Origin of the sequence: Neisseria sp. P0019.S003 (genome assembly GCF_051957115.1) — a bacterium.
GTDB classification, from domain to species: domain Bacteria; phylum Pseudomonadota; class Gammaproteobacteria; order Burkholderiales; family Neisseriaceae; genus Neisseria; species Neisseria flavescens_D.
The window spans coordinates 1-12,444 of the sequence record NZ_JBQCWT010000010.1 but is presented as its reverse complement, the minus strand read 5'-3'; the positions used below and the strand labels follow the sequence as shown (position 1 = coordinate 12,444).

At 49.4% G+C, this 12,444-nt stretch carries 9 protein-coding genes and 1 pseudogene; 4 read left to right on the top strand and 6 right to left on the bottom strand.

Going from position 1 to position 12,444, the window contains the following annotated elements:
* Nucleotides 1-218: pseudogene (locus ACTHTS_RS10655) on the top strand (type IV pilin protein); the annotation flags it as partial.
* A gap of 220 nt (nucleotides 219-438) precedes the next feature.
* Nucleotides 439-2,466 (top strand): excinuclease ABC subunit UvrB, encoded by a 2,028-nt coding sequence (gene uvrB, locus ACTHTS_RS10650; RefSeq protein WP_440370009.1) that lies wholly within the window; start codon nucleotides 439-441, stop codon nucleotides 2,464-2,466.
* A gap of 154 nt (nucleotides 2,467-2,620) precedes the next feature.
* On the opposite strand, the gene ACTHTS_RS10645 is transcribed toward uvrB, so the two are convergent.
* From ACTHTS_RS10645 to ACTHTS_RS10625, 5 genes are all read right to left on the bottom strand, one after another.
* Nucleotides 2,621-3,649, bottom strand: a complete 1,029-nt coding sequence (locus tag ACTHTS_RS10645; RefSeq protein WP_440370008.1) for a DUF4760 domain-containing protein — start codon at nucleotides 3,647-3,649, stop codon at nucleotides 2,621-2,623.
* A gap of 537 nt (nucleotides 3,650-4,186) precedes the next feature.
* On the bottom strand, nucleotides 4,187-4,957 hold the full coding sequence (xth, locus tag ACTHTS_RS10640; protein WP_440370007.1) for an exodeoxyribonuclease III: 771 nt from the start codon (nucleotides 4,955-4,957) through the stop codon (nucleotides 4,187-4,189).
* Between the two features lie 167 nt (nucleotides 4,958-5,124).
* Nucleotides 5,125-5,403, bottom strand: coding sequence for an ArsR/SmtB family transcription factor (locus ACTHTS_RS10635; RefSeq protein ID WP_070625266.1), 279 nt, complete (start codon nucleotides 5,401-5,403; stop codon nucleotides 5,125-5,127).
* Nucleotides 5,404-5,807: 404 nt separating this feature from the next.
* Nucleotides 5,808-7,589 carry an extracellular solute-binding protein gene (locus tag ACTHTS_RS10630; protein WP_440370006.1) on the bottom strand — a complete coding sequence of 594 codons (1,782 nt, stop codon included), beginning with the start codon at nucleotides 7,587-7,589 and terminating at the stop codon, nucleotides 5,808-5,810.
* A 99-nt stretch (nucleotides 7,590-7,688) separates the two neighbouring features.
* The gene (locus ACTHTS_RS10625) at nucleotides 7,689-8,891 is read right to left on the bottom strand and encodes a YihY family inner membrane protein (protein ID WP_440370005.1); all 1,203 of its coding nucleotides are present in this window, start codon (nucleotides 8,889-8,891) and stop codon (nucleotides 7,689-7,691) included.
* A 99-nt stretch (nucleotides 8,892-8,990) separates the two neighbouring features.
* Here ACTHTS_RS10625 and wrbA point away from each other — a divergent pair, with 99 nt between their 5' ends.
* Both wrbA and ACTHTS_RS10615 read left to right on the top strand, forming a co-directional pair.
* Entirely contained in the window at nucleotides 8,991-9,596 is a 606-nt protein-coding gene (gene wrbA, locus ACTHTS_RS10620) for an NAD(P)H:quinone oxidoreductase (RefSeq protein ID WP_440370004.1), read from the top strand.
* Nucleotides 9,597-9,807: 211 nt separating this feature from the next.
* Nucleotides 9,808-11,985 (top strand): TonB-dependent siderophore receptor, encoded by a 2,178-nt coding sequence (locus ACTHTS_RS10615; protein ID WP_440370003.1) that lies wholly within the window; start codon nucleotides 9,808-9,810, stop codon nucleotides 11,983-11,985.
* Nucleotides 11,986-12,221: 236 nt separating this feature from the next.
* Here the strand turns inward: ACTHTS_RS10615 and ACTHTS_RS10610 are convergent.
* The coding region (locus tag ACTHTS_RS10610) for a transposase (RefSeq protein ID WP_440370002.1) at nucleotides 12,222-12,444 on the bottom strand (223 nt) is incomplete at its 5' end.

Below are 12,444 nucleotides of genomic sequence, written 5' to 3'. Positions count from 1 at the left end.
TCTGTATCAGGATGAGCGGTCAGGCTAAGGGCATCCTGGAGGGTAAGTTTACCTTGAAGGCGGTGGCGCTGGATAGGGAAGCGGAGCCGAGGGTGCTGCGTTTGAACGAGTCGCTGACGGCGGTGGTATGCGGGAAGATGAAGGGGAAGGGCAGCTGTACGGACGGTGAGGAGATATTTAGGGGCAATGATGCGGAGTGTAAGCCTTTTATGGGGTGACAATAGGGTGGAAAGGAGATAAGAGAGTAAAAAGGACGTGGGGTACACGCCCTTTGGGGAGAGGGGAGTTTAATTGTTCCTGCCAACACAACCAACCTCAGTTAGCTTTAGCTAAGGAAGGAAATGAAATATTTAGTCTTGTCAGATTGGCACACTATCAATTTTCAGACGGCCCTTTGTTATAATCTTCTCTTTACCTGAACATAAAACAGGCCGTCTTATGGAAGTCATCCAATATCCCAATTCTCCGTTTAAACTCCACCAGCCCTTCCCACCTGCCGGTGACCAGCCCACTGCCATTGCCGGCCTGCTCGAAGGGCTTTCAGACGGCCTTGCCTACCAAACCCTGCTCGGTGTAACCGGTTCGGGCAAAACCTATACCATGGCGAACGTCATCGCTCAAAGCGGCCGCCCCGCCATCATCATGGCGCACAACAAAACCCTTGCCGCCCAGCTCTATGCCGAAATGCGCGAGTTTTTCCCCGAAAACGCGGTGGAATATTTTGTGTCTTATTATGACTATTACCAGCCCGAAGCCTATGTGCCCAGCCGCGATTTGTTCATCGAAAAAGACAGCGCGATCAACGAACACATCGAACAGATGCGCCTTTCCGCCACCAAAAACCTGATGACGCGCGACGACGTGATTATCGTCGCCACCGTGTCCGCTATTTACGGTATCGGCGACCCGACCGAATATCAACAAATGGTATTGTCCGTCAAAGAAGGCGACACCATTGAGCAGCGCGACATCATCGCCACGCTCGTTTCCATGCAGTACGAACGCGGCGATTTGGACTTCAAACGCGGCAGCTTCCGCGTGCGCGGCGACGTGATTGACGTGTACCCCGCCGAAAGCTCCGAAAATGCCTTGCGCATCAGCCTATTTGACGACGAAATCGACCGCCTCGATATGTTCGACCCGCTTTCAGGCAGCCTTATCCAGCGCGTCGGCCGCTACACCGTCTTCCCATCCAGCCACTACGTTACCCCGCGCGACACCGTCTTGCGTGCCTGCGAGTCCATCAAAGAAGAATTGCGCGAACGCATCGAATTTTTCGCCCGCGAACAACGCCCCGTCGAACAACAACGCATCGAACAACGCACCCGTTTCGACCTCGAAATGCTCTACGAAATGGGCTTCTGCAAAGGCATCGAAAACTACTCCCGCCACTTCTCCGGCAAAAAAGAAGGCGAACCGCCTCCCACGCTGATGGACTACCTGCCCGACAACGCCATCATGTTCATCGACGAAAGCCACGTTACCGTCACCCAAATCGGCGGCATGTACAAAGGCGACGCATCGCGCAAGCAAAACCTCGTCGATTACGGCTTCCGACTGCCTTCCGCCCGCGACAACCGCCCGCTTAAATTCCATGAATTTGAAAAAGTCATGCCGCAAACCGTCTTCGTTTCCGCCACCCCCGCCAAATACGAAGAAGAACACGCCGGACAAGTGGTCGAACAAGTCGTCCGCCCCACCGGGCTGGTCGATCCACAAATCATCATCCGCCCCGTCGCCACCCAAGTCGACGACTTAATGAGCGAAATTAACGACCGCATCCAAAAAGGCGAACGCGTGCTCGTTACCACCCTCACCAAACGCATGGCGGAGCAACTCACCGACTATTACAGCGAACTCGGCATCAAAGTACGCTATCTGCACAGCGACATTGACACCGTCGAGCGAGTTGAAATCATTAGAGATTTGCGTCTCGGCCTGTTTGACGTACTCGTCGGCATCAACCTCTTGCGCGAAGGCTTGGACATCCCCGAAGTCTCTCTCGTCGCCATCCTCGACGCCGACAAAGAAGGCTTCCTGCGCTCCCACCGCAGCCTGATTCAAACCATAGGCCGCGCTGCGCGCAACGTGAACGGCGTCGCCATCCTGTACGCCGACAAAATTACCGACTCCATGAAAGCCGCCATCGACGAAACCGAACGCCGTCGCGAAAAACAAATTAAATTCAATGAAGAACACGGCATCGTGCCGCAGCAGATTAAAAAACAGGTCAAAGACATCATCGATGGCGTGTACCACGAAGAAGACAGCAGCAAAGGCCGTCTGAAAGGTAAAAACAAGGTTAAAGTCGGCGAGATTCACAACGAAGAAGACGCGATTAAAGAAATCGCCAAACTCGAAAAAGCCATGCAGCAGGCGGCTAGGGATTTGCAGTTTGAAGAAGCGGCGGTGTTAAGGGATAGGATACGGGGGATTAAGGAAGGATTGTTATTTGGTGCGGAGTGAGACTTTTTATTAAGAGAGAAATTATAGAAACTCTTTTCAAAGAGCTGTATTGAAATTTAAACAGGTAAGAATAGGGTATAGTTCCAATAGAATTGTAAAACTTCTTAAGCTATTGAATTTATAACCTATTCATTACCAATTTTCAATATATGAATTATTTTTCAGCAAAATATTCATAAATTTTTTCTTCAGGAATTAAAAGATCGTGAGTACTATATGTGTCATCACTATTTGGATTTTCTCTTATTGTTTTTAGAATAATAGATTTATCTTTCCCACACTTATCGATTAAACTTAATAGTTCACAAAAGATATACTTTTGAGTATTTTGTGCCTTTGCTTTTTTTGCATCAGGTAATATTAAATAAAAAGCTCTTCGCTCAAGATTACATAAAATTCCAGAAAAGCAATAAGATATTAATTCTGGGTCTAAGTCTCCGCTATTTACGCCTGCTGCGATAAATTCGTAATAATTCAATTGATAGTTAAGACTATCAATTGCTTTAATCATATTTGATAACTCTTCCCTTTTTTGTTTTGCATTTTTTATTTTATCTTTTTTATCCTTATCATTTTTATACTTATTAATAAAATCTAATCTAATTTCTTTATTAAGAAAATTTTCTGAATTATTATTTGTATTAATTAAATTGTAATATTCAAATAATTCTTTATTTATAACTTTATTTTTTGATAAGTATTTTCTAGCATGTTGAGTACGCTTATGGAACTCAGAGTTGTTCCTCTGATTCATAATTACATTTAATGTATGTGTTCTTTTGGTAGACGCATTTGTAATCATTGCTTGTACCCACCATCCTGTACCTAAAAATATGGAACTAATAAACATGGCTAGGGAAGTTTGCAGATTATGTAATGATTCATACGCTACGATAAAATAGGATAATGTAAAAGAGATAAGTAGAAAAATATAAACTAATCTTAATCCTTTTTTTGTGGTTGGATGTTTGTTGATAATTGCATAATAAAAATATGTTAAAATAATAATTGTAAGAATTTCATATAGAAGAAATGGTAAAATACGATCTTTAGTAGTTACAAATAATATAAGACTAAAATAATCGTGAGACTGAAGATACCAATGAAGGAATAAAATAACTATTATTGTAAGCATACCTAATAGGAAATACAAAATACGAGGAAGATTAAGAAAAAACTTCATTTTTTCCCTTTGACTATAAATATTATAAGAAATTTTAAAAGGAAGATAGGTTTTTACTCTATCTTCCTTTTAATTTAAACAATTTTCAAATTGTAATATTTAAGATGAATTAGGTTTGATCTACTCATCAGCTCCATAAGATAATTCTATCATTTACATCTCCTATCCTAATTGAGTTTGATAAAAGTCTTTTACCATTTAGGTATGCTATATTCTATATCAAATGTAATATATGTCAATATTGCTGTGTTCAAGTAACCGTAACAAGCAAGCAGTAGCCTACATCCCCGCCAACCGCGTGCGTGGCTACGCTGCACACACTACCTGCAGGCGGAACAAACTTTAAAACCGACATGTAGCGGTTGGTTGCTATGATACGGAAGTTCCGATATACAAGGGTGTGTGCGGTACGCACGCACGCGTTCTTTTCCGTTCAAACCATTTCAGATAACCTCAAACGTTCTCTGAAAACCTCTTAGCGCTAAGGCCGTCTGAAAACCAGTTTTCAGACGGCCTTATTTTTCTTAATTTAAAGTGTTAGCAGTCAAACTCAGCGATTACCGGCGCATGGTCGCTGGGGCGTTCTTGGGCGCGGGTTTCTAAGTCGACGGTGACGTCGGTAAGGGTGGCGGCGAGTTCGGGGCTGGTGAGGATGTGGTCGATGCGCAGGCCGAGTTTGCGTTGGAACATGGCGCCGCGGTAGTCGAACCATGTGTAGAACGCGCCTTCGGGGTGGACTTTGCGCAGGCTGTCGGTCAGGCCGAGGTCGAGCAGGTTTTTAAACCATTGTCTTTCGATGGAGGAGCAATGGATTTTTTCGTGCCATTTTTCGGGGTCGTAGCAGTCGGCATCGGCCGGGGCGATGTTGAAGTCGCCGAGCAGGACGAGTTTGGGGTGTACGGCCATTTCGGCGCGGATGAATTCGGTCAATGCGGCAAACCATTGTTCTTTGTATTGGAATTTTGGGCTGTCCAGGGCTTCGCCGTTGACGCAATAGACGTTGATGACGCGCACGCCGTTGATGGTGGCGGCGATGACGCGGCGTTGTGGGTCATCGGGTAGGGCGGGCAGGCCGCAATGTACGTCTTGCGGTTCGTAGCGGCTGATGATGGCGACGCCGTTGTAGGTTTTTTGGCCGCTCCAGACGCAGTGCCAGCCCATCATTTGCAGGGCGGCGGCCGGGAATTTGTCTTGGTCGAGTTTGAGTTCTTGTAAGGCGAGGATGTCGGCTTGGTGGTCGGCCAGCCAGTTTTGTACTTGGGGCAGGCGGACGTTGAGGGAATTGACGTTCCAAGTGGCGATTTTCATGATGTTTCCGTGTGTGCTGTTGGGTGGGAGGGCGGCGGATTGCGCCTGTGGGCATGGGCGGTATTGTATAGCGGATTGGTTTATTTTTCGATATGGGCTGAAAGGGGCAGGCCGTCTGAAAGCTGATGTTTCAGACGGCCTTGTTGTTGTGATGTGGAATAATTTGTTTATTCGGCTGGGTCTTTGAGTGTGCGCAGGGTATTGAGGATGGTGGCGGCTTCTTCGGAGATGAGGCGGTATTCGATGATGCGGTGGTAGCGCGTGAAATCAATGATGCCTTCGGTGCGCAGGCGTGCGAGGTGGTTGGCGATGCCGGTCGGGGAGGAGCCGAGTGCTTGTGCCAGTTCGGTAATGCTGCGGTCGCCGTCCAGCAGCAGGAAAAGGATGGCCATGCGTTCGGGGTTGGCAATCAGTTTGAGAATGGTAGACAGACGTTTGATTTCCATGTTTTTGTTCCTTTTATTATATGAACGCTTGATGTTGGTTAAATTGGGATGATTGTAGTTCTTATTACGATTATTCTTATAATTCAAAATCTTAATTTGGAAGTGTACACGGTTTTGTAAATTTTGAGGGTATTGTGCTGCAATTTTTTTGTTAATTTTTGATATTTTGTTTCGGTTGCGAAACTGGATTGAAAAAAGACGAAAAGGCCGTCTGAAATGTTCCGTTGCAGATGATTTTGCTGACGGATGTTTCAGACGGCCTTTGATTTGGCTTTAAGTTGTTTTTTCTTTTGCGGTTATTTGGTTTGGATGGATTAATTGGTTTTAAACGAATAATGGGTTTTTATGCCAAAGGCTAAGCGTCAAGGGCTTGTCAGATGCTTTGGCGTGTTGTCGAAATACGACTACTTTTTCTTCCAGCCTGCGGTCATGGCGAAGGTAATGGGGTCGTAGTATTTCGGCAGCTTGGACGGAATGCCGACATCGTTACGGTACACGACGCGATAGCGGTCGGCGAACCAGTTTGGAACGATAGTGTATTGGTGGCGGATCAGTCGGTCGAGCGCGCGCGAGGTGGTTTGCAGCTCTTGGCGGTTGGTAAAGCTGTTGAAATGGGTCAGCAGTTTTTCAACCGCGGGATGGCAGACGCCGGATAGGTTGCGGCTGCCTTCGGTTTTGGCGGCGGCGCAGCTGAAGTAGTCGTATTGCTCGTTGCCGGGACTTTCGCTGTTGCCGTAGTAGCCGGTGGTTACGTCAAAATCGAAGTCGTTCATGCGTTTTTGGTACACGGCGGAATCGGCGGTACGCACGTTCATGGTAATACCGATTTTGGCGAGGTCGCGCTGCCATTTGGCGGTAATGCGTTCGTAGTTTTTGCTTGGGGCGAGGAATTCAAAGGTTAGCGGTTTGCCTTGTTTGTCCACTGCTTTGCCGTTTTTGTATTGATAGCCGCCTTTTTCAAGTAGGGCGCGTGCTTTGAGCAGGTTCGGACGCACGCCCAGTTTGGGGTCGGTAACCGGCGGCATAGGGACGTCTTGATCCAATACGCCGTCGGGCAGCTTGGTGCCCAATGATTTGAGCAATGCGGTTTCCGCGCTGTCCGGCTTGCCGGTTGCGGCCATGGTGCTGTTTGTGAAGAAACTGTCGGTACGGCGGTATGCGCCGTAGAAGATGCGGCTGTTGACGCTTTCGTAGTCGAAGCTTTCAATTAAGGCGCGGCGGACGTAAATATTGTCCAAGGGCTTGTGGCGCATATTGATGACGAAGCCTTGCATGCCGGCGGTGCTGTTTTGTACCCATTCGTGTTTGGACAGATTGCGTTTTTTGAGGACTTCGTCGGAGTAGGCGCGCGCCCAGTTGCGGGCGACGTTTTCTTGTACGAAGTCATATTGGCCGCCTTTCAGTCCCTCGATGCGGACAACTTCGTCTTTGACGTATTTGATGCGGATGTGGTCGTAGTTGTAGCGGCCTTTGCGCACGGGCAGATTTTGAGCCCAGTAGTTTTTGTCACGGACAAACTCGCTGATACGGCCGTTTTCGGCTTTGGCAAAACGGTAGGGGCCGGAGCCGATGGGCAGGCTGTTGGGTGCGGCTGCCAGGCCTTTGGGATAGCTTTTATGCGAGAAGACGGGCAGGCTGCCGAGAATCATGTGCAATTCTGAGTTGCGCTGCTTGAAGCGGAACACGACGGTGCGATCGTTGGGCGTTTCTACTTTGGCCACGTCGCTCCAGTAGAAGTGGTACATGGGGGCGGCGGCTTTGTCTTTGGTCAGGATGTTAAATGAAGCGGCAACGTCTTTGGCCAAAACGGGGTCGCCGTTGTGGAATTTGGCTTTGGGGTTGATTTTGAAGGTAACGGAAAGACCGTCCGGCGCCAGGGCGATGTCTTCGGCAATCAGGCCGTAAACGGCATAAGGTTCGTCCATGCTTTGCTCGGTCAGGGTATCGAGCGTCAGCATACTGATGCCGTATTCGTGGTTGCCTTTGAGGGTAAAGGGGTTGAGCGTGTCAAAAGCACCGAGGAAAGGCGTGGTAAACGTGCCGCCTTTAGGAGCGTTGGGATTGATGTATTCGAAGGCGGTGAAGTTGGCCGGATATTTGGGTGGTTGGCCAAGGCCTACGCCGTGGGCGGCAAAGGCGGCAGATGGAATCAAACCAAGCAGAGAGAGTAGGGCTGGTGTTTTCATCTATTTTTCCTTGTAGGTCGAATGTAGTATTCAGTAGTGTGCCGATTATAGCAAAGGCCGTCTGAAACTTGATATTTTTGGTTTCAGACGGCGTCAGGTTTAAGAGGATTGTTTTTTCGTATGGGCGCCGAACTCGGCAAGCGTCATGTTCAAGGTTTCCAAGCAGGGCTGCATAATGTGGTCAACCGTTTGATTGACCTTATCTTTATTAAGCGTTTGCGGACGGTAGACAAAGAGTTTGAACAGCTCTGCCAAGTCGATGGACTCCGCCCCCATTTTCAAGACCCAGCCCTGACGGCCGGAATAGACATAGCCGTGTCGCGCCAGTTTTTCCAAAAGCTCGCCCAATTCGTCGAAACCCATATTGATATGCCGTCTGAACTCCTGCACCGGCAACGCCTTGCCGTTTTGTTGGGCAGAATCGAGCAGCAACAGGATTTTCAATACATCGTCAAAGCGGCCGCGCGCATCCAGACTGCGGCGGAACGCTTCGCCGCGCCAGTAGGACAGGGACGAGGTCAAAACTGCGCCGCCTAATACCAGCGTCCATAACAGGTTGAGCCACAACAGGAAAAACGGTACCGCGGCAAATGCGCCGTAAATCGATTTGTAGCCGTCAAAGTTGCCCATGTACCAAGCGAACAAAAAGCGTGCCGTTTCCAAGCAAAACGCCGTTACAGCCGCGCCGACCAAAGCATGGCTAGCCGGTACGAAACGGTTGGGCACAAAGCGGTATAACCCCCACAGCAGCATCGTAATAAATGAAACCGCAGTGATAACCCTCAGCCATTCTGATCCGCCCACCACTTGCACCTGGCCGATTACGACCGACAGCCCCACGCCCAAAGACAAAGGCCCAAACGTCAGCAACGCCCAATACACCAAAAACTGCATCATCCAGGGCCGTTGCGAATTGACGCGCCAAATCCGGTTGAACGCATTGTCTATCGTCCGAATCAGCATCAGCGAGGTTACGACCAACATCACACTACCGATCGCCGTCAGCTTTGTGGCCTTATCACGGAACGCATTGATGTAGTCGAACACCATATCCGCACCCTGCGGCACAATGGTGCGGTTGATAAAAGAGACAAATTCCCCCGACCATTGGTCGAAAACGGGGAAGGCCGAAGCGATGACGACCATCACCGTCAACACGGGCACCAAAGCCAAAAGCGTCGTAAACGTCATGCTTGCCGCCACCTGCGGCACACGCTCGTCATCAAAACGGCGCACGACAAACCAAGCAAACGCCACGCCCTTACTTTTCAAAAAATCTTGCCACCATTGCGAAAACGGCATAACCTTTTCCCACTTTTAAATTGAAATTTCTTCTTTTCAGACGGCCTGAGTATTTAAAAGGCCGTCTGAAACCTGACAGCATTGTAACGGAAACCCCAAATGAACCCAAATCCTCTGAAAATCCTCGTTCTCTTTTATTCCCAAAACGGCAGCACGCGCAACCTTGCCCGCCAAATCGCACGCGGTATCGAAAGCGTGGACGGTTGCGAAGCCGTGTTGCGTACCGTTCCTAAAGTTTCCACCGTTTGCGAAGCCGTTGAAAAAGCCGTTCCCGACGAAGGCGCGCCATACGCGACTGCCGACGACCTCAAAAATTGCGCCGGCCTTGCGCTCGGCAGCCCGACGCGGTTCGGCAATATGGCCGCCGCGATGAAATACTTTATCGACGGAACCATTCCCCTTTGGCTCGGAGCAGAACTCGTCGGCAAGCCTGCCACCGTATTCACCAGCACATCTTCGCTGCACGGCGGCCAAGAAAGCACCCTGCTGACCATGATGCTGCCCCTGGTGCACCACGGCATGGTCATCAGCGGCATTCCATATACCGAGTCCGCGCTCAGCAATACCCAAAGTGGCGGCACGCCTTACGGCGCAAGCCATGTTTCCGGCCACGACGGCAAGCCGGCATTGACTGCCGAAGAAAACGACATTGCCTTTGCACAAGGTAAACGTTTGGCAGAATTGGCACGAAAATTGGCAGACTGATTTTTTGCGATAAAAAGATTAAGGCCGTCTGAAAACCTGATGATGCGGGTTTTTAGACGGCCTTTTTAGTTAATTAGGACTAGATTAAAAATAAATATTTTGAATTAAACTAACTACTTAGAAAATAGGGGCTAGAGTATAGTTTCATCGGACTACATCTTTTTGATAGAATCTGCGACCAAATTGTAAAGATAAGCTAATTGGAGAGGCTATGTCACTACCTGTATTCCCCTATGGCAAATTAAGCTTTGCCGTCAGTCTGGCGCTGTGTTCGGCGTATTCTTTCGCAACCGAAGTAGAAAATACCCAGCCGCAAGAACGTGTCGATTTACCGACAGTTACCGTCCAAGGTGTCGGAAAACAGACTACTTCCAACTACACCATTCCTGCTTCCTCTGCCGCAACAGGCATCCGCCTGACCCAGCGCGAAACGCCGCAGTCCCTGTCTGTCGTTACTGAAAAACAAATGGACGACCAAGGTTTGGATACCTTGCAGGACGTGTTGAAACAAACACCGGGCGTGTTCCACAGCAAAATGGGCAACAACGTCTCCGGCCACAGCCAATTTATTTCGCGCAGTCAGGCGATTGACAGCATTTCCGTGGACGGTGCGCCCAAGTTCCTTTACGACGGTAAAGCCATCCGCCGCGGTACCAACAATCTGGACAGCACGTTGTACGAACAAGTCGTCGTCGTACGCGGCGCAAGCGGTTTGTCCAACGGCGGCATGGGCGAGCCGGGCGGTACGGTTGCGTTGGAACGCAAAAAACCGACTGCCAAGCCAGCCATCAGCGTGGAAGCCGGTGTCGGTTCGTGGAACCACTACCGTTTCGTCCTTGATGCCAATCAGCCTTTGAATGCAGACAATACCTTGCGCGGCCGCGCTATTTTGGTCAGCGACCATGGCGGCGATTACCTGCCGAACACTTCGCGCCACAATCACACTTTCTACGGTACGTTGTCTTACGATATCACGCCGCAAACCCAATGGCGCCTCGGTACGGAAATACACCGTTTCCGCAACAACGGCAGCTCGCGTTTCAGCTATCTGACCGCAGCAGGTTCGCGCCGTACTGGATTCATACCGTTTGAGTCTTCGCCGCGCAGCAATTCTTCCGCACGCTGGGCATACGGCAAAGACACCAGTGCCGAAGTATTCACTTCCCTCAGCCATGAGTTTGACAACGGCTGGAAACTGACAGGCGATTACAGCCATGTTTCGGGTAAAAACGACATCGTTTCAGGCATTGCCGGTACTTTTGTCATTAATTCCGATTACTCCGCGCTCTTTACATCCGACCGTGACCGCAGCAAATACCGCGATCAGAATTTTACGCTGGCCTTGGACGGCGATTATCCGGCGTTGGGCCGCTCGCACGAGTTCAATGTCGGTATCAGCTATCAGGACAACAAAGAAAACCTTTCTTTCTACGAAGAAGGCGAATCGACGATTCCTGATTTGCGTAAATTTGACGGCAACATCGCCAAACCAGATATGCCGTATCTGCGCGATGGTTTTTCACACATGAAAAACCTGTCGGTTTATGGCTCGACCCGTTTCAAACTGACCGACAAACTCGCCTTTATCGGCGGCAGCCGCTTTGTGGATTGGCGTTACCGTTACAGCACTGACCGCAACAAATTCGCACACAGCAGCCACAAACAAAACGTTTTCATTCCTTATTTGGGCGTAACCTACGACATCGGCGACAATCTGACTGCCTATGCGTCTTACACCACCATTTTCCGTCCGCAAGTGCGTTACCTGACCAAAGACGGCGCGGCGCTCAAACCTCAGCGCGGCAAAACTTACGAGACCGGTTTGAAAGCGTCATGGTTTGAAGGCCGTCTGAATGCTTCCGCTTCCGTCTTTATGAACAAACGCGACCATTTGGGCGTTGTCGCAGGCAAATTCGCGAATGGCGAGGAATACTACCGTGCAGCCGACAACACCACAACAAAAGGCGTGGAACTCTCTGTCGGCGGCCGCCTGAGTGATAAATGGCTGCTGAATGCGTCTTATGCACGTTCCAAAATCAAAGACAGCGAAGGGGTTCAACTGCATCCGTCTTATCCGGTTCATTTGTTCAAACTCTTTACCGCGTATGACGTAACCGACCGTTTGAACCTGGGTGCCAACGTCAACTGGCAAAGTCGCAGCCACACGCTGGACGAATACCCTGCAGACATCAATCCGGCCGCCGCGGCCGCGTTGACCCAACGTCCGTACGCAACGCTGGACTTGACCGGTCATTACAAAATCGGCAAATCCACACGCATCAGTTTGGACTTTGAAAACGTGTTTAACAAACGCTATCGCACCATGCCGGATATTCACGTTTACGGCACGCCGCGTAGTGTGACTGCAACGGTTAAACATACGTTTTAATTGAATAGCAGAAGTAGGACAGGCCGTCTGAAAACCTGAGTGATCGGGCTTTTCAGACGGCCTGAATTTTTTTCTCATATTGTTTTGATGAGACCTTTGCAAAATTCCTTTTCCTCCGACAGCCGAAATCCAAACACAGGTTTTCGTCTATTTCCGCTCCTAATTACTCCTGATTCTACCCAAATACCCCCTTAATCCTCCCCGGATACCCGATAATCAGGCATCCGGGCCGCCTTTTAGGCGGCAACAGACACACTTAGCCTGTTGGCGGCTTTCAACAGGTTCAAACACATCGCCTTCAGATGGCTTTGCGCACTCACTTTAATCAGCCCGAAATAGGCTGCCTGGGCGTAGCGGAATTTACGGTGCAGCGTACCGAAGCTTTGTTCGACCACATAACGGGTCTTCGACAAATATCGGTTACGTTTGGTTTGTGCTTCCGACAGCGGATGTTTGCGG

Excerpts from the sequence above, each read along its gene's own strand:
- uvrB (WP_440370009.1), top strand. The coding sequence starts at position 439 with ATGGAAGTCATCCAATATCCCAATTCTCCGTTTAAACTCCACCAGCCC.
- ACTHTS_RS10645 (WP_440370008.1), bottom strand. The coding sequence starts at position 3,649 with ATGAAGTTTTTTCTTAATCTTCCTCGTATTTTGTATTTCCTATTAGGT.
- xth (WP_440370007.1), bottom strand. The coding sequence starts at position 4,957 with ATGAAAATCGCCACTTGGAACGTCAATTCCCTCAACGTCCGCCTGCCC.
- ACTHTS_RS10635 (WP_070625266.1), bottom strand. The coding sequence starts at position 5,403 with ATGGAAATCAAACGTCTGTCTACCATTCTCAAACTGATTGCCAACCCC.
- ACTHTS_RS10630 (WP_440370006.1), bottom strand. The coding sequence starts at position 7,589 with ATGAAAACACCAGCCCTACTCTCTCTGCTTGGTTTGATTCCATCTGCC.
- ACTHTS_RS10625 (WP_440370005.1), bottom strand. The coding sequence starts at position 8,891 with ATGCCGTTTTCGCAATGGTGGCAAGATTTTTTGAAAAGTAAGGGCGTG.
- wrbA (WP_440370004.1), top strand. The coding sequence starts at position 8,991 with ATGAACCCAAATCCTCTGAAAATCCTCGTTCTCTTTTATTCCCAAAAC.
- ACTHTS_RS10615 (WP_440370003.1), top strand. The coding sequence starts at position 9,808 with ATGTCACTACCTGTATTCCCCTATGGCAAATTAAGCTTTGCCGTCAGT.